Source organism: Acinetobacter sp. neg1 (assembly GCF_000788125.1).
Taxonomy (GTDB): Bacteria; Pseudomonadota; Gammaproteobacteria; order Pseudomonadales; family Moraxellaceae; genus Acinetobacter; species Acinetobacter vivianii.
The window spans coordinates 13,118-29,700 of record NZ_JSZD01000022.1; the positions used below are offsets into that span (position 1 = coordinate 13,118).

Consider the following 16,583-nt stretch of genomic DNA (forward strand, 5'->3'; position numbering starts at 1 on the left):
GATGTTCCTTATGAAAATGAAATCAATGTTTATTGGGCAGACCAGACACTATGCTGAATATCAATCTGCACAGGGATAAGCTGCTCTTGTTTAAATAAATCGGCGATTTGTTGCTGACTCTGTACGACCTTTGGTGTGAGGATGTGTACAGGTGATGGTTTTGGACGTTTGTCTAAAACACGTTGCGCTACGGGAAGGCTCAAGCCAGTACTTTGTGCGTAAATCTGTAGCGCCTGATCTTGATGTTGCACGATCCATTGATCAGCAAGGTTGATGCTTTTGATGAGCTTTGGCGCAGAATCAGGATGCTTTTTAATATAGTCAGGATTACCAATATAAAAAGAATACGTGGTTGGAAAAGCAGAGCCATCTACCAAGGTTTTGGTATGACCTTGAAGTTCGGCTGTACCCAAGTAGGGCTCCCAAATGGCCCATGCATCAACAGCCTGTTTATCAAATGCTGCGCGTGCATCGGCAGGCGGTAACCAGATGGGCTGAATGTCTTGCCAGGATAGACCCGCTTTCTGAAGGGTTTTAGCCAACAATTCGTGTGCACTTGAGCCTTTTTGTACCGCGATACGTTTGCCCTTTAAATCTTGTAAAGTGCTGATTTTATCGTTGGCATGTACCAAAACAGCCTGTCCCGTCGGCGCAACCACTTCATAAGCCACATAGCTCAATGGTTTAGACGCGGCCTGAGCAAAGATCGGTGGCGTATTGCCGACATAACTAAAATCAACGGCCCCGACTGCAAGTGCTTCAAGCATCTGTGGGCCAGCAGGGAATTCACGCCATTCAATTTTGGCATTTGGAAATTCTTGCTCAAATAGCTTTTGTTGTTTGGCAACCAACAAATTGAGTGAAGATTTCTGGAAACCGATCGAGAGTGTTTTTACGGCTGTATTTTCAGTTGTTGAAGTTGCTTTCTCCGTATGCTGTTCGGGTTTCTGGCAACCACTCAGCGAAAATGTAGAGATCAGCACACCCAGAACAGAAACTTTAGATAACAACTTCATGGTGATCCTCAATTATTTAACTTGGTTCTTCAATAAGGCATCTTGGATCACAAGCTGCTTTGGAATCAGTTTCTGGGCAAAAAACGCATCAGCCACATATTGCTGTTCTTTGGCAACCTTTTCAGAAATAGGTTGCACCCCAAAACCCATACGTGAAATTGACGTTTTTAAAATGTCGAACTCAAGTGCGGTCGGTTTTTCTAACAGTTTTGCAGCATCATCAGGATGGGCCTTCACCCAGTCCGTTGTTTGATTGAGTGTCGTTACTACGGTATTTAACACCTGCGGATGACTTTCAGCGAACTGGCGATCAGATAGATAGAATTGATGGTTACTTACAAGATGCTCACCATTGGCAATGACACGTGCATGAATCTGATGTTCAGCCGCAGCCAAGAATGGATCCCAGATTACCCATGCATCGACAGCACCTTTTTCAAATGCCGCACGTGCATCTGAAGGCGGCAGATAAACAGGTTGGATATCATTCAAGGTGAGATTATTTTCTTCTAGCAACTTGAGTAACAGGTAGTGCACGTTGGAGCCTTTATTCAGGGCAATACGTTTACCTTTTAAATCTTGAACGGATTGAATCGGAGAGTCTTTTTGTACAATCAAGGCCTCTGCGCTTGGTGCAGGTGGCTGGTTGGCAACATAGATCAGATTCGGATTGGCGGCTTGTGCAAAGATAGGTGGGGCTTCACCAGCCTCACCCAATACGACGCTGCCAACATTCAAGCCTTCTAATAATTGTGGGCCAGCGGGAAATTCGACCCATTTGACTTGTATACCTTGAGCAGCAAGGGTTTTTTCTAATTCACCTTTTGCTTTGACGATCGGCAAGATGCCATACTTTTGAAAGCCGATATTTAATGTTGTGGTTTCTTGTTTTGTTGTACCTTGCTGCTCAGGTTTTTTTGCACAGCCTGTCACACCCATTAGACTGGCAAGACTTGCCGCAATGAGAGTAGATGTTGCCCATGAGCGATTGATTGAAACAGCCATGTTGGTTGTGCTCCCCGAAAAATCAAAAGATTTAAATAAGATGAGCAACTAAGCTAAAACTTTTTTTATTGCATAAAAAATAACTAATCAGGCTTTGCTTATGATGAAAAGTGCAAAATAGAAGATCGAATAATCTTATCTGTAGATTGAATAAGAGAAAGTGATTTATTTTTAACTAAGATTATGTTTTTTAATTAAATTTTAGATATTTTAATGTTTGTTCAAATTTTTATCGAAATTGTCTTAAGCAGAGATCATGATTATAAGGAGATATTCTTATCAAAAATAAAAATATCTCCAATGACCTTATTTTGCAGGCAAGGTTTTCTTAAAGACCAGTGAATTACGCTGATAGTTATATAACTCTTGGCGAGCATTGGGTAAATCATCCACACTGGCAGGGCTAAAGCCTTGTTCCAGAAACCAGTGAGCGGTTCGGGTGGTGAGTACGAAGAGCTGTTGAATTCCTTGTTGCTTGGCTTTGCTTTCAAGGAATTGCAAAATCTGGCTACCGCGATTTGATTTACGATAACTGGCATCGACAGCCACACAGGCAATTTCAGCAGAACGGATTTCATTAGTTTCCGCAGGAATTGGGTACAGTGCTGCACAAGCCAGAATCATACCGTCACGCTCAATCACCGCAAAATGTTCAATTTCACTTTCAAGGCGTTCGCGTGAGCGATAAACCAGAATGCCTTCCTGTTCGAGCGGGCGTAACAGATTAATCAAGCCACCAACATCATTGATATTGGCAATACGGACTTCTTCATAGTGGGCATCGGTAATCAAGGTGCCGACACCATCACGGGTGAACAGTTCTTCAATCAGTGCGCCGTCATAGGCATAGGAAATCAGATGTACGCGATGTACACCTGACAAGGACGCTTGTTGAGCCTGTTTGAGATGTAAGGCGAATTCTGGATATTGTTGTTGGTTCTGTTGGATATACGGTTCTAGTTGATGCGGATTTAATTCACGTAATAACTGTTGCTGCTTATTCATCAGACCTTGCTTTTCGCCTAGGAAAATCAGCTTATCTGCCTTTAATGCAATAGCGGTCTTGGTCGCAACTTCTTCTGCCAGTAAATTAAAGACTTCCCCAGTGGTTGAATAGCCCGTGGGCCCGAGTAAGACAATATTGTGATTATCGAGATGGCGTTGAATGGCATCGGTATCTACAGAACGGACTTCACCAGTGAGCTGGAAGTCGATCCCATCACGAATACCATAAGGTTTGGCCGTCACAAAATTACCAGACACCACATCAATGCGAGCGCCATACATAGGTGAATTCGCCAATCCCATAGACAACAAGGCTTCAATTTCTAAACGGATCGAACCCACAGCATTCATAACGCCACGTAAAGACTCACGTGTGGTAATGCGATGGTTTTGGTGAAACGGAGTCTCAATATGACGTTCAAGCAAATTCTGATTGATTTGCGGACGTGCGCCGTAAACGAGAATCAAGCGGATGCCCAGCGAGTGCAACAGGGCAATATCATGAATAATATGCTGGAAATTTTCGTGCTGAACTGCTTCGCCCGCAAACATCAGGATAAAGGTTTTATCACGATGGGCATTAATATAAGGTGCGGAATGGCGAAACCAATGTACATAATCTTGTGTTGTACTATGTAATGTTTCAGTCATTTGGGTCGCCATGTGAATCTCAGAGATGTACCAATTGATCTGATTTTAACGAAAAAAATGAAAAGATAAATCTATTCTGAAAACAACAGCCCAACTTTAATATCATTCGCCTTTTAAAAAGTGCTTAGAAGCCCATAATACGAATAATACTGTTATCCTCTGAGTTGACTAAAATATAGTCGTTGTTGATCTTGTACCATTGTTCGTTACGGCTCGGTCGAGGAAGATTATTGTCTTTGTAATCAACTTTATAACCATTACCACGATAATGTTGTGGCATGACATAACCTGCCTGCCAGCGATGTTGCTTTAGGCGCTCTACACCACGTTCTTCGCGCATACGGCGTTCACGTTGACGATTTTCACCATCTGGACGATCAAAGCCACGACCATTTTGCCAGCCGCCACCACGCGAGTCTTCGTCACGATCATGCGGACCTGCAAAACTCCCCATGCTACTGAACAGGGTCGTCGAACCTAAAACCAAGATAATGAAAAATTTTTTCATGATGCACCTTATTGACTTCGGATGTCTCTCATGTGAACTACTGTACGTTAAAAATGCAGAGAAACTGTGAAGATCAATTCATTGTTCCATTAAAAAGATGAAGATTCTTCGCCCATTTCTCTGAAAAAAGCAGTTTTAACGTCAGTGTCCAATGTTATTTAGAATTATTTTAATGTGTGAATTAAGCTTGAGCATCAATACTTTGGCCATTCATCTCCAGACTATCGTCACCCATCAGGTACAGGTAGGCTGGCATAATGCTATCTGGTGTTGGAAGTACTTTTGGATCTTCCTCCGGATAGGCCTTGGCACGCATCGCTGTACGTGTGCCACCTGGATTGATGCAGTTAAAACGAATATTTGGATAAGTATTTTCTGCGGCAAAGATTTTGCTCATGGCTTCAGTTGCAACTTTAGACACTGAATAAGCGCCCCACAATGCACGTGCTTCGCGACCGACACTCGAGCTGGTAAATACCACAGAGGCGTGTTCAGATTTCTCTAACAACGGCAATAGAGCTTGAGTAAGAGCAAAAGGCGCACGTAAATTGACAGCCATGACATCATCCCAAACATCGACTGGATATTCTGCCAGTTCAACACGATCACCCAGCATGCCTGCGTTATGCAAGATGCCATCAAGACGACCGAATTGCTGTTCAAGCGTATTGACCAGAAGCTCGTAATCATGCGTTGACGCTGTTGAAAGCTGCAAAGGTAAAATTGCAGGTTGAGGCGCACCCAAACCTTCAATTTCGTCATAAATCACTTCAAGTTTATTCAAGGTACGACCGTGTAGCACAACGGTTGCACCATGAAGGGCATAACTCATAGCAGCAGCACGTCCAATACCGTCACCAGCACCGGTGATCAGGATAATACGGTCTTTCAGCAAATCTGGACGAGGTTGATATTCTGAATATTTCATTGTTATGCCTCCTGTTTTTATCATCAATATTTAACCCATCATACCCTGATTTTCTGACAAAACAGTGATTTTCTGTTTGAGCAGTTGGTGTAATTCGGGGATGGTGTGAATAATGGCATCTGCCTGCCATGCCGCCAGATCATCACGTGATTCTACGGGTAAATAGCCATAAGCTGCCAGAATGGTATACATATCTGCATTGCGACCTGCATCGATATCACGTGGATGATCGCCCACATAAATGATGTCTTTGGCATCAAGATTGAGCTTTTGTGCAGCGAGATACATCGGTTCTGGATCGGGTTTGGTTTTGCTGACATCTTCCGGGCAAACCAAGACCGCACAACGCTCTGCCAGGTTTAATGCTGCGAGCAGCAGTTCACTTAAACCACGAGGTTTATTGGTCACAATACCCCACGGAATCTGATGTGCTTCGAGTTCTTCCAGTAAAGGGTACATGCCTTCAAACAGTTCGGTATCGACAACAATATTGGCACCATAGGTATCTAAAAAGCGCTGACGATGTGCGAGGAAAACCTCATCGGTGATCTCTAATTCTGGATAAACCAGTTTCACCATGGCACGTGCGCCTTCAGACACCTGAGTGCGAATTGCCGCAGCATCTATGACAGGACGTTGTTCATCACGGCACATTTGTTGAATGATACGGATAAAGTCTGCAGCGGTATCGATCAGCGTACCATCAAGATCAAATAAAACAGCTTTCATCATGCACCTGTATTTGTTGTATGAACCATATAATTCACATCAACATTTGGCGCTAACCAGTAATGTTTGGTGATCGGGTTGTAATGTAAACCTGTCATTTCTTTCAGGCTAAGTCCTGCATTGCGGATATCGTGTGCCATTTCTGAAGGACGAATGAATTTATGATAGTCATGCGTTCCTTTTGGTAGTAAACGAAGGACGTATTCAGCACCGATAATGGCAAATAAATAAGATTTTGTATTACGGTTAATCGTTGAGAAGAACACATGACCGCCTGGCTTAACCAAAGCCTGACAGGCTTTGACGATTGAAGCAGGATCAGGTACATGTTCCATCATTTCCATACAGGTCACGACATCATATTGACCTGCCTGTTCTTGTGCCAGTTGCTCAACTGGAATCTGACGGTATTCAATATTTTCAACATTGTCCTGCTGCGCATGCAAACGTGCCACAGCAAGTGGTGCTTCGCCCATATCAATGCCCAGTACATCCGCACCACGACGCGCCATGCTTTCTGCCAGAATTCCGCCACCACAGCCAACATCAAGTACTTTCTTGCCAGCCAGACCGCCAACACGTTCATCTACCCAGTTTAAGCGTAAAGGGTTGATTTGATGCAACGGGCGGAATTCAGAATGTTGATCCCACCATTTGGCAGCCAATGCTTCAAATTTTGCGATTTCTTGCGGGTCAACATTCAATTGCGACATGGAAGAGCCTCTATCAATATTTTATGGAGTTGTAATGATGATCGAATCCTTAGTTAAAACATTAAACCAAGCAGAGTCTTGCCGAGTTTTCATCTTATTTCAGGATAGACCTTCGGTTCGACCTACCTTACGAAACGTTGTTTCTCATTTCGGGAAAAGTAGGCAAAACCATTGTCATCTGCAAAACCTGAGGGACGAATAGCAAAGATTAATAATCTTTGCCGTACCGTAAGGTGAAAGCTATGCTTGAGCAACAAACTACGCACTTTGTTTGTCTTGCGCTAACCCAAAGCTTTAAACGCTTTGGTTCGCTCAGGTTGCAGATGACGATATCGAGTATCTAATTTCAGATAATATTTTGAGTCTGAATTTAGCCTAGTGTAGCGATTCTGGCAAAAAAAGCGATAAATCCAATAAAAAACTTCACAGAAGCAAAACGAATTGCTCGTGTTTGTTTTATATTAAGCATATAAACTTACGAAAAATGCTTAGAGGAAAAGCAAAGTCAATGAAAAAGTTAGTATTAAGTGGTTTGAGTGTAGCTGCATTGGCATTTTCAATGAATGCGATGGCAGCAGATTTTGTGGCTGGTAAAGACTATACCGTTATTGCAAATCCAGGCAAAACGGTTGCGCCAGCAGGCCAGCTCGAAGTGCGTGAGTTCTTCTGGTACGGCTGCCCGCACTGCTTTAAGCTTGAACCACATATGCAAGCATGGTTGAAGCAGATTCCAAAAGACGTTTATTTCCTTCGTACACCAGCAGCAATGAATAAAGTATGGGAACAAGGTGCCCGTGGTTATTACGTTTCTGAAGCATTAGGTGTGCGTAAAAAGACCCATATTCCACTTTTCCATGCGATTCATGAAGGTGGTCAGCAAATCTTTGATCAGGCTTCTCAAGCAAAATTCTTTGCGCGTTACGGCGTACCTGAGCAAAAATTTAACAGCATGTTTAACTCTTTCCCAATCACTGCAAAAATTGCCGAGTCAAATAAACTGGCGCAGCAGTACCAGTTGACGGGTGTTCCTGCTGTGGTGGTGAATGGTAAATATGTGGTTCAGGGTGAAGATGGTAAAGTCACTCAAGTGGTGAATTACTTGTTGGAAAAAGAGCGTAAAGCAAAATAATTGATGCATTTTCAAATAAAAAAAGGACTGCCGTGACAGTCCTTTTTTATTTAGTCTTGATCTAGCTGGAAGTCTTTTAAATCAATCTGAACTTTCTGCGTCGGAAGAGATAAGGCCTGATTGACATACAGGTTAATTAACTTTTCACGTGAACCAATCGAGCGCTGGTAATAGCTTGAATTCAACAATAATGCCGCGCCGTAGGTCAGCGACCAGATATAAGAAAGATAATCACGAATCGACATATCGTAATTCTGTGATTTTAAATATTTTTCAGTCATGTCTTTTAACGACACGATACGTTGTTGACGGATCGAGTAAAGCTCATCAAATAGATGCTTTAACTTGGATTCAGTCATGGTCAGATGTTCTTCTAACTGATGCAGCAGAATGGTACGGCTTGGTGAGGTGAGATGATAGAGCATGTAACGTGGTGCATATTCTTTGACATCTGTATTGTATTTGTCTGAAATTTTTAAGATTTCTTTTTCATTCTGGATAATCAGCTCCAGCAATAATTCATTTTTGCTACGGAAATGTTTATATAAAGTGCCTTTGGCAATATCCAGTTCAGCAACCAGTTCATCTAAGGTCATTTCTTGGTTGTTTTCTAATAACAGCTTTTCTGCAACCTGCAAGATTTTTTCTTTACGAATTAAGAACTGAGTATGACGATCTGGATTCATGATGCTTATAAGCTCCTCATAGTGTTCCACACTGCATTTGCATTAGTGTCCAATGCATCATAACGCGAAGCAATGCTTTTATATATCAAACTTTGGTTTGGATATGGTCAAGCGTTTTCTGGTTCCCAGTTGGAAATCCCACTGAATAATAAGCGCACTTGGGTCGCTGCATTGTCAATAAACAGGTTTTGTTGTTCGAGTAAATGATCAATCGTGAACTGTTTTGGCAAATTGATCCAAGTCATGGCCCACGTAAATGACATATTAATCAAAATCGTAGAAAGGACCTGTAAATGCTTGGCTTCCTTAATGTGTTTGAAGGTTTCGAGCTTGCACAGATCAATGGCTAGATCTTCGATCAGAAACTCAATTTCCCGTGCAATCGCAATACGTACGGTTTCAGATCCACCCCAGCGTTCTGCAATCATAAATTGCCATTGCTGCGGGCTGTGATTAACCGCCTGTACGAATAACTCAATGCTGGTGCGGGTTTTGGCCGAACCACTGTGTAACAGGTAGCTTTGCCCCAATTGATGAATCAGGCTTTTTAAATGCAAAGAAACCTGATCGACCAGCTCTTGTCCGAGCGCATCCATATCTTGAAAATGACGATAAAACGCCGTTGGTACCAAACCAACTTCACGTGCAACTTCACGCAAGCTAATGCTACTAAATGAGCGTCCTGCGGTACTCAGGTGGAGGGCTGCATCCAGTAAAGCCTGTCGACTCTGTTGTTTTCGTTCATCTCTAATCGACATGAATAAGATCCATTAAAACCATACCAAAGAGTCTAGCAAAAAAAACAGAAACTTTTTAGTCTTCGTACATTGCTAAATACAGATGTTTTTGATCTTTATACGCGCAACAGATGTGCAAATGATAAGCAAAATCTAAGAGAGGTGTTTTATTTTCCCCGTATTTTGAGTGGCTTATAACGAGTATAAAAAATATTCAAAAAATTAGTGAACAAGTGTTGACTCAGTGAACACAAATAAATATAGTGTACACATGTTCACTACATGAACATTTGTTCACTCAAAATAAATAGCCAGATACAAAACGAGGAACGTATGAACGCAGAGTTAAGTTATCAGCCACATTGGATTCGAGAAGATTTCGTTGATTTTATCTTGCAAAAGATCAAGCCAACCTTCGCCTGGAAACGTATTCTTGCGCAAGTCACTGCTGTGCAGCCACTGAGCGAAGATATGGTTTCACTCAGCTTAAAGCCAAATCATAATTTTGATATTCGCCAAGTTAAAGCAGGTCAAAGCGTTTTAATTACCCTCATGATTAACGGGGTATATCAACAACGTAGCTATTCCATTATTGAGGTCACGCCACAAGGTGACATCCGTCTAGGCATTAAAGTTCAAGGTTTGGTGTCTAAAGCAGCACAACAATTGCGTGTTGGAGACAGCTTCGAGATTTCTCAGCCGCAAGGGGATTTCGTCTTACATCAAGGTCAGCAACCTGCATTACTGATTGCTTCAGGTTCTGGTATTACTGCAATTTATTCTTTATTAAAACAAGCATTACAACAGCAGGTTGAACAAGTGCACGTGGTGTATTTTAACCGTGCTGAAGTATTGCATCAGGATATCTTGGCCTTGGCTGAGCAATACCCACAACTGAATTATCATTTCTTTAATACGGCGCAGCAAAAACAGCATTTAGATGCAGCATTGTTAGAGAAACTCGTCCCTAATTTTAAAGATATTCAAGCCTATGCCTGTGGTCACCATAGCATGATGAAACAGGCGCAACAGATTTATACGCAGCATAGGGTCGTGGAGAACTTTCATCAAGAATTTTTCCAACCCGTACAAGTCGAGCATTCCAATGAAGCTCAACCGATTACGTTTCGTCGTGCGCAACAAAATTTTATTGCAACGACCAATCTCCTGAGTAGTGCAGAGCAAGCAGGTTTACGTCCACAACATGGTTGTCGTATGGGCGTGTGTAACCGCTGTAGCTGTACCAAAGTTAGCGGTGTGACGCAGAACGTCATTACTGGCGAAATTGATGATCAACCGAATCGTCCAATTAAGTTATGTGTGAGCCAGGCGCTGAGCCCAGTCACGATTGACCTATAAAAACAAAGATATTTGAGGATCAACACAATGAATATGGCATTAGAATTTAAAACCGTATCAAAGTCAGCCCATTTAACCCCAGAACAAGTCGAGGAGTTTGGTCGCCGTGTCGAGCAAATTCGACTAGAAGTTATGCAAAACCTTGGTGAGCAGGATTCAAAATATATTTATAAAGTGCGTAATTTCGTGCGTTATACCGAAATCGCATCCCGTGGCATGTTGATGTTCGGTGGCTGGATTCCACCCGTATGGTTGTTGGGAACCGCGATGCTGGGTGTGTCTAAAATCGTCGAGAATATGGAATTGGGCCATAACGTGATGCATGGTCAGTTTGACTGGTTGAATGATCCAAGTTTACGTGGTGAAGATTACGATTGGGACAATACCTGTTCGGGCAATGACTGGCGCTATACCCATAACTATATGCACCATACTTATACCAATATTGTCGGTAAAGATCACGATGTGGGTTATGGCATTTTACGTGTCACAGAAGACCAGAAATGGGAAGTACGTCATTTGGCAAATATCCCATTGGCACTTCAGCTCATGTTCTTTTTTCAGTGGTATGTGGGTGTACAAAACCTGCATCTGGAAGATGCGTTGGTTTATAAAACCAAAACATGGAAACAGGTTTGGGCAGATGCGGCTGAGTTCCGTAAAAAAGCCAAACGCCAAGTGTTAAAAGATTATGTGTTCTTCCCAGCGATTGCCACAGTAAACTTTATTCCAGTATTGGCGGGTAATGCAGTCGCAAACATCATGCGTAACTTATGGTCGTCAGCAGTGATTTTTAATGGTCACTTTACTGAAGATGCTGAAACCTTTGAAGCAGACAATACTGAGAATGAAACCAAGGCACAGTGGTACCTTCGTCAGATTCGTGGTTCAAGCAACTTCACAGGTGGGAAGTGGATGCATTTTATGAGTGGTAACTTGAGCCACCAGATCGAGCATCATTTATTCCCTGATATGCCTGCCAATCGTTATGAACAGGTTGCACCACAAATCAGAGCATTATGTGCCGAATATGGAGTGAACTATAACGAAGCCAACTTCATGAAGCAGTTCTGGACGGTGTGGGTGCGTTTGGCTAAATGTTCATTGCCGAATGATTTATCCGTGCAACTGGCACAAGGCTGGAGCAATCTGAAAGCGAAGTTTAGATTTGCTTAATTGGGTGAATTGTAACGAATAAGTAAAACTGAAAGCACGTGTAATTGAGCTATACTATGGCGCAATGATATTTGAGCCATAGTTTTAAGGAATCGTTATGCGTATTGACCAAAGAGCATTAGACCAATTACGTGAGGTAAAAATTACCCGTAACTATACCCGTTACGCAGAAGGCTCAGTTTTGGTTGAGTTTGGTCATACTAAAGTGTTGTGTACTGCGAGTATTGATAACTCGGTACCACGCTTCCTGAAAGGTCAGGGTCAAGGCTGGGTAACAGCTGAATATGGCATGTTGCCACGCTCAACGCATACGCGTAGCGATCGTGAAGCGGCTCGTGGTAAGCAAACGGGTCGTACTCAAGAGATCCAGCGCCTGATTGGCCGTAGCTTACGTGCAATGGTGGATTTGAAGAAGTTGGGCGAGAACACCATTACCATCGACTGTGATGTGATTCAGGCAGATGGCGGTACCCGTACTGCGGCGATTACGGGTGCAGCAGTGGCTTTGGTTGACGCAATGAATGTATTGCTCAGCAACAAAAAGATTAAACAGGATCCATTAAAGAGTTTAGTGGCAGCAATTTCGGTGGGTATGTATAAAGACGAAGTACTCCTTGATCTATGCTACGAAGAAGATTCAAATTGCCAAACGGATTTGAATGTGGTGATGACACAAGCGGGTGAATTTATTGAAATTCAGGGAACGGCAGAAGACAAACCGTTTACCCGTCAACAGTGCAATGCCATGTTAGAGCTTGCAGAAAAAGGAATCGCGGAATTGATTCAAAAGCAACAGCAGGCACTCGGTTGGTAAGTTCCAGTTGATAGTGCGGGCGGTCTGGTGTGTTTAGACCGCCTTTTTTTTATCTTGTTTTTCTGTCATCAAACTGCGATCAAATCATCATCTCACTGTCATTTATATTGTATTGACTATCTGCACTGATATTTTAACGGATAGTAAAATGCGAAATTTCTTTTTAGCGTTACTGAGTAGTAGCTGCTTTTTACTCAGTGCCTGTAATGATAGTGATCAAGGCGATAACAATAATTCTACGCCAAATCCACAGCCGCCCACCACAAGCTGCAAAATTCATTGCGCGCCCTAATCAATAACAATAAGGAAGTTAATAAGATGAATCGTCGTGACTTTGTATTAAATTCAACCAAAGCGTTGTTTGGTACGGCTGCATTGACCAGTTTTCCAATGAGTATTCAAAAAGCACTTGCGATTGATGCCAAGGTAGAAACAGGCACCATCAAAGACGTTAAGCACGTGGTGATTTTGACTCAGGAAAACCGTTCTTTTGATAATTACTTTGGCACCCTGAAAGGTGTACGTGGTTTTGGTGACCGTTTCACAATTCCACTGAGCCAAGGCCGTAAAGTATGGGAACAATACGACGCCAATAAGAATAAAGTTTATCCCTATCATCTGGACAGCAGCCGTGGCAATGCACAGCGTGTCAGTGGCACACCACATTCATGGACTGACGGGCAATACGCGTGGGATCATGGGCGCATGGGCAATTGGGTGCAATACAAGCAACCACAATCGATGGGTTATTACAAACAACAGGAAGTTGAATTCCAGTTTGCCTTAGCCAATGCTTTTACGTTGTGCGATGCCTACCACTGTGCGATGCATACCGGCACCAATTCTAACCGTATGTTTATCTGGACGGGAACCAATGGCCCAACAGGGGCGAATGTTGCCAGTGTGGTTAATGATCTGGACTCGATTGGGACATCTCTCACAGGTTATGACTGGACCACTTATCCTGAGCGCTTACAGGAAGCGGGCGTGAGCTGGAAAGTCTATCAAAACATGCCAGACAACTTTACCGATAACCCATTGGCAGGATTTAAAAAGTACCGCCGTGCCAACGAATTATCAGGCAAGCCAGTCAATAACAGTACGATTTGCCCAGCTTATGATCCAGCCATTGATGCCAGACAACCTTTGTATAAGGGCATTGCTAATACCATGCCAGATGGTGGTTTTCTCGGTTCATTTAAAGAAGATATTGCCAAAGGGCAGCTACCACAGGTGAGCTGGCTGGTGGCGCCTGCAACCTATAGCGAACATCCTGGGCCTTCAAGCCCTGTGCAAGGTGCATGGTATATTCAGGAAGTGTTGAATGCGCTGACGGAGCGTCCAGAACTGTGGAGCCAAACGGTTTTCCTGATTAACTTTGATGAAAATGATGGTTTCTTTGACCATGTGCCTTCACCAAGTGCGCCTTCGATGGATATTTCAGGTGAAGTCTATGGTAAATCGACATTAAGCAAGGAACAAATGTCTTATGAGTATGCGACGCATGCCAAAGCATCCAATGGACAACCGAATTTTACCGATCCAAAAGTCAGTAATGGGGTTGGGGTCTATGGGCCAGGGATTCGTGTGCCGATGTATATCATTTCACCATGGAGTCGCGGTGGCTGGGTCAATTCACAAGTGTTTGATCATTCTTCCGTGATTCGCTTCTTGGAACAATGTTTTGGCGTACAGGAACCAAATATCAGCCCATATCGACGTGCGGTATGTGGTGATTTAATGTCAGCGTTTAACTTTAAGACCCCGAATTTACTGCCAATGCCAGATTTGGCGGGGAAGAAGAGCAAAGCTGAAGCAGATGCCATCCGTAAAGCACAGGAGCGTTTGGGGCAGGTGAGCCGTCCAGAAAGTCAGACCTATCCTGTGCAGGACATGGGTATTCGTCCATCTCGTGCCTTACCTTATATTCTGCACACCAGTGCTAAAGTGGACGCTGCAGCGAAAACCGTCAAACTGATGTTCTCGAATACCGGTACGCATGCAGCCGTGTTCCATGTCTACGATAAATTGAATCTGGATGCGGTGCCGCGCCGTTATATGGTTGAGGCAGGCAAGCAACTGGATGACATCTGGCAGACTCATGATAATCGTTATGATCTATGGGTGTTGGGGCCGAATGGTTTCCACCGTAGTTTTACGGGCAATTTGGCTCAAGCAACACAAATTCAGGCATTGCCAGAGATTCGGGTCTGTATGGAAGAGTGTGATCCAAAGCTGTTCTTAAAAGTACGTAATGACGCAGCACAGGTTGCAAAACTGATAATTAAAGCCAATGCTTATTTACCGAACAAGCTCTGGCAGATTGAAACAGCGGCAACTGAAAAAGAACTTGGCTGGGACATGAGCGAGTTTGGTGGCTGGTATGATTTCACCGTCACCATTGAAAATGATCCGAGTTATAGCCGTCGTTTTGCTGGACGTATTGAAACCAATGAAGACTCCATTTCTGATCCATATATGGGCTTTATTGAGCTATAAATTGTAGGATTAGATGAGAAAAAGCAGTCTAGGTGGGTACTTAGGCTGCTTTTTAGATTAAATTAGTGCAATAAAAAATAAAGACACAATATTATCAGTAGCAGCAAACTGAAAAAACCAGCTACAAATACTTCTGTATTGTCAAAATCCACCCGTTGCCCAAGCCGATAACAGCGGACTACTCCATAACCGATGCAACGAATTAATCCTTCAAAAATAATTTCAAAGATTACATTAATAAATACAAAGCGGAAAAACTTAAAAAGTAAGTGGAATAAAGCCTCAAATATGCTGTCCATCGTTATTATTTTAATCAATAGTGTTGCTGAGCATTATGAGCTTACACAGATCGAAATGAAAGCAAACATATAGCTATCATCTTCAACAGAATCTCACTGAGTGTTTTCATGCTGTTACATAGCACTCAGATTTGGCTCATGTTCGTTTGATACAGTGAGCAAAAATTGAAAGTAAGAGATTCGGGGTAAGGATGTTACAAGTTTTTCTCGTGTTATTAACCGCAGTAACTTTTGTTTTAATGGCGGCAGATCCACGACCAACTGATTCGACCGAAGCCAAATCAGCGTGGCAAGTTGAAACAACAGAAGTTTCTAAGAAAACAGAACTTTTAGCTTCACAAAAGCATGAGTCTCAAGACAAAGAGACAGATCAGGCTTAAGCGTTAAAACGCATGGATAGATCAACCGCTCTTACATCTTTGGTCAATACACCCATTGAGATGTAGTCGACCCCTGTGGTCGCCACTTCACGTAAATTTTCGATGGTAATATTGCCCGATGCTTCTAGCTTACAGCGACCTGCAACATGTTTAACCGCATCAATCATTTGTTGCTGACTAAAGTTATCCAGCATTACGATATCAGCACCAGCTTCAAGTGCCTGATTTAACTCATCCCAAGTTTCAACTTCAACTTCGACAGGTTTGCCTGGCGCGATTTGGTGTGCTTTGGTAATGGCCTGGGCAATACCGCCAGCAGCCATAATATGATTTTCTTTAATCAGGAAAGCATCAAATAAACCTAAGCGGTGATTTTGCCCCCCCCCGATTGCTACGGCATATTTTTGTGCGATACGTAGTCCTGGTAAGGTTTTACGGGTATCCAGCAGTTTGGTATGTAAACCATCAAGCTGTTTGACATAGCTAGCAGTTTTAGTCGCAACCGCAGACAAGGTCTGGATAAAGTTTAAAGCTGGACGTTCTACTGTGAGTAAGCTGCGCGCTGAACCAGCGAGTTTTAAAAATGCTTCATTTGCACCAACCACGTCGCCTTCTTGCTTTAACCATGTCACTTGCACGGTATTGTCATAGGTTTGAATCAAGGCATTCACCCATGGTTGACCTGCCAGCACCATCTCTTCACGACTAATAATGGTTGCTGTAGCTTGCTCATCGACTGGTGTAAGCATGGCGGTAATATCGCCGTCCCCAATATCTTCTTGTAATGCTTGCTGAATATTGATTTGAATAGATTGTTCAAGCAAAGATTGAGGAATACTCATACCAGTTCCAGTGTATGTTTGACTAAAAAACGTGTGTCATATATTAACATCCTCCCTGTAAAAAATAAGTATTTCATCTCGATTATTCTGGATAAAGCATGGCAGAA

The 16,583-nt window shown here is 42.9% G+C and carries 16 protein-coding genes; 6 read left to right on the top strand and 10 right to left on the bottom strand.

Features of this window, described 5'->3' with window-relative positions; translation table 11 throughout:
- Positions 1 to 29 precede the first annotated feature (29 nt).
- The 7 genes from PJ15_RS17450 to ubiG all read right to left on the bottom strand — a co-directional run bounded on the left by PJ15_RS17450 (position 30) and on the right by ubiG (position 6,555).
- Entirely contained in the window at positions 30 to 1,016 is a 987-nt protein-coding gene (locus PJ15_RS17450) for an aliphatic sulfonate ABC transporter substrate-binding protein (protein ID WP_047432997.1), read from the bottom strand.
- A gap of 12 nt (positions 1,017 to 1,028) precedes the next feature.
- Complete coding sequence (locus PJ15_RS17455; protein ID WP_047433000.1) at positions 1,029 to 2,021, bottom strand: sulfonate ABC transporter substrate-binding protein; 993 nt, start codon at positions 2,019 to 2,021, stop codon at positions 1,029 to 1,031.
- Positions 2,022 to 2,327: 306 nt separating this feature from the next.
- A complete protein-coding gene (gene argA, locus PJ15_RS17460) occupies positions 2,328 to 3,689 on the bottom strand; it encodes an amino-acid N-acetyltransferase (RefSeq protein ID WP_004773417.1) in 1,362 nt (453 codons plus the stop codon).
- Between the two features lie 112 nt (positions 3,690 to 3,801).
- Positions 3,802 to 4,185: an RcnB family protein gene (locus tag PJ15_RS17465; protein ID WP_004773416.1), complete on the bottom strand. Its 384-nt coding sequence runs from the start codon at positions 4,183 to 4,185 to the stop codon at positions 3,802 to 3,804.
- Positions 4,186 to 4,366: 181 nt separating this feature from the next.
- A complete protein-coding gene (locus PJ15_RS17470; protein WP_004773414.1) occupies positions 4,367 to 5,113 on the bottom strand; it encodes a YciK family oxidoreductase in 747 nt (248 codons plus the stop codon).
- A 30-nt stretch (positions 5,114 to 5,143) separates the two neighbouring features.
- Positions 5,144 to 5,845 (bottom strand): HAD family hydrolase, encoded by a 702-nt coding sequence (locus tag PJ15_RS17475; RefSeq protein ID WP_171248628.1) that lies wholly within the window; start codon positions 5,843 to 5,845, stop codon positions 5,144 to 5,146.
- Positions 5,842 to 6,555 (bottom strand): bifunctional 2-polyprenyl-6-hydroxyphenol methylase/3-demethylubiquinol 3-O-methyltransferase UbiG, encoded by a 714-nt coding sequence (gene ubiG / locus PJ15_RS17480; RefSeq protein WP_047433006.1) that lies wholly within the window; start codon positions 6,553 to 6,555, stop codon positions 5,842 to 5,844. Before ubiG ends, PJ15_RS17475 begins: the two co-directional genes overlap by 4 nt.
- A gap of 508 nt (positions 6,556 to 7,063) precedes the next feature.
- Between ubiG and PJ15_RS17485 the strand changes: the two genes are divergently transcribed.
- Entirely contained in the window at positions 7,064 to 7,684 is a 621-nt protein-coding gene (locus PJ15_RS17485; RefSeq protein WP_004773408.1) for a thiol:disulfide interchange protein DsbA/DsbL, read from the top strand.
- A 50-nt stretch (positions 7,685 to 7,734) separates the two neighbouring features.
- On the opposite strand, the gene PJ15_RS17490 is transcribed toward PJ15_RS17485, so the two are convergent.
- Complete coding sequence (locus PJ15_RS17490) at positions 7,735 to 8,370, bottom strand: TetR/AcrR family transcriptional regulator (protein ID WP_004773406.1); 636 nt, start codon at positions 8,368 to 8,370, stop codon at positions 7,735 to 7,737.
- A 107-nt stretch (positions 8,371 to 8,477) separates the two neighbouring features.
- Positions 8,478 to 9,128: a TetR family transcriptional regulator gene (locus PJ15_RS17495; protein ID WP_004773404.1), complete on the bottom strand. Its 651-nt coding sequence runs from the start codon at positions 9,126 to 9,128 to the stop codon at positions 8,478 to 8,480.
- Positions 9,129 to 9,440: 312 nt separating this feature from the next.
- Between PJ15_RS17495 and PJ15_RS17500 the strand changes: the two genes are divergently transcribed.
- From PJ15_RS17500 to PJ15_RS17520, 5 genes are all read left to right on the top strand, one after another.
- Positions 9,441 to 10,466 carry a flavin reductase family protein gene (locus PJ15_RS17500; protein WP_047433009.1) on the top strand — a complete coding sequence of 342 codons (1,026 nt, stop codon included), beginning with the start codon at positions 9,441 to 9,443 and terminating at the stop codon, positions 10,464 to 10,466.
- A gap of 33 nt (positions 10,467 to 10,499) precedes the next feature.
- Positions 10,500 to 11,642: a fatty acid desaturase family protein gene (locus tag PJ15_RS17505; protein ID WP_171248632.1), complete on the top strand. Its 1,143-nt coding sequence runs from the start codon at positions 10,500 to 10,502 to the stop codon at positions 11,640 to 11,642.
- Positions 11,643 to 11,739: 97 nt separating this feature from the next.
- On the top strand, positions 11,740 to 12,456 hold the full coding sequence (gene rph / locus PJ15_RS17510; RefSeq protein ID WP_004773398.1) for a ribonuclease PH: 717 nt from the start codon (positions 11,740 to 11,742) through the stop codon (positions 12,454 to 12,456).
- A 318-nt stretch (positions 12,457 to 12,774) separates the two neighbouring features.
- Entirely contained in the window at positions 12,775 to 14,955 is a 2,181-nt protein-coding gene (locus tag PJ15_RS17515) for a phosphocholine-specific phospholipase C (protein WP_047433015.1), read from the top strand.
- 490 nt (positions 14,956 to 15,445) lie between these two features.
- Positions 15,446 to 15,634, top strand: coding sequence for a hypothetical protein (locus tag PJ15_RS17520; RefSeq protein ID WP_004773394.1), 189 nt, complete (start codon positions 15,446 to 15,448; stop codon positions 15,632 to 15,634).
- Here PJ15_RS17520 and nadC read toward each other — a convergent pair.
- Positions 15,631 to 16,476 carry a carboxylating nicotinate-nucleotide diphosphorylase gene (gene nadC / locus PJ15_RS17525; RefSeq protein WP_005255828.1) on the bottom strand — a complete coding sequence of 282 codons (846 nt, stop codon included), beginning with the start codon at positions 16,474 to 16,476 and terminating at the stop codon, positions 15,631 to 15,633. The genes PJ15_RS17520 and nadC overlap by 4 nt on opposite strands.
- Positions 16,477 to 16,583: the final 107 nt, after the last annotated feature.

Excerpts from the sequence above, each read along its gene's own strand:
- argA (WP_004773417.1), bottom strand. The coding sequence starts at position 3,689 with ATGGCGACCCAAATGACTGAAACATTACATAGTACAACACAAGATTAT.
- PJ15_RS17500 (WP_047433009.1), top strand. The coding sequence starts at position 9,441 with ATGAACGCAGAGTTAAGTTATCAGCCACATTGGATTCGAGAAGATTTC.
- nadC (WP_005255828.1), bottom strand. The coding sequence starts at position 16,476 with ATGAGTATTCCTCAATCTTTGCTTGAACAATCTATTCAAATCAATATT.
- PJ15_RS17470 (WP_004773414.1), bottom strand. The coding sequence starts at position 5,113 with ATGAAATATTCAGAATATCAACCTCGTCCAGATTTGCTGAAAGACCGT.
- rph (WP_004773398.1), top strand. The coding sequence starts at position 11,740 with ATGCGTATTGACCAAAGAGCATTAGACCAATTACGTGAGGTAAAAATT.
- PJ15_RS17490 (WP_004773406.1), bottom strand. The coding sequence starts at position 8,370 with ATGAATCCAGATCGTCATACTCAGTTCTTAATTCGTAAAGAAAAAATC.
- PJ15_RS17515 (WP_047433015.1), top strand. The coding sequence starts at position 12,775 with ATGAATCGTCGTGACTTTGTATTAAATTCAACCAAAGCGTTGTTTGGT.
- PJ15_RS17450 (WP_047432997.1), bottom strand. The coding sequence starts at position 1,016 with ATGAAGTTGTTATCTAAAGTTTCTGTTCTGGGTGTGCTGATCTCTACA.
- PJ15_RS17495 (WP_004773404.1), bottom strand. The coding sequence starts at position 9,128 with ATGTCGATTAGAGATGAACGAAAACAACAGAGTCGACAGGCTTTACTG.
- PJ15_RS17505 (WP_171248632.1), top strand. The coding sequence starts at position 10,500 with ATGGCATTAGAATTTAAAACCGTATCAAAGTCAGCCCATTTAACCCCA.
- PJ15_RS17485 (WP_004773408.1), top strand. The coding sequence starts at position 7,064 with ATGAAAAAGTTAGTATTAAGTGGTTTGAGTGTAGCTGCATTGGCATTT.
- ubiG (WP_047433006.1), bottom strand. The coding sequence starts at position 6,555 with ATGTCGCAATTGAATGTTGACCCGCAAGAAATCGCAAAATTTGAAGCA.
- PJ15_RS17520 (WP_004773394.1), top strand. The coding sequence starts at position 15,446 with ATGTTACAAGTTTTTCTCGTGTTATTAACCGCAGTAACTTTTGTTTTA.
- PJ15_RS17455 (WP_047433000.1), bottom strand. The coding sequence starts at position 2,021 with ATGGCTGTTTCAATCAATCGCTCATGGGCAACATCTACTCTCATTGCG.
- PJ15_RS17475 (WP_171248628.1), bottom strand. The coding sequence starts at position 5,845 with ATGATGAAAGCTGTTTTATTTGATCTTGATGGTACGCTGATCGATACC.
- PJ15_RS17465 (WP_004773416.1), bottom strand. The coding sequence starts at position 4,185 with ATGAAAAAATTTTTCATTATCTTGGTTTTAGGTTCGACGACCCTGTTC.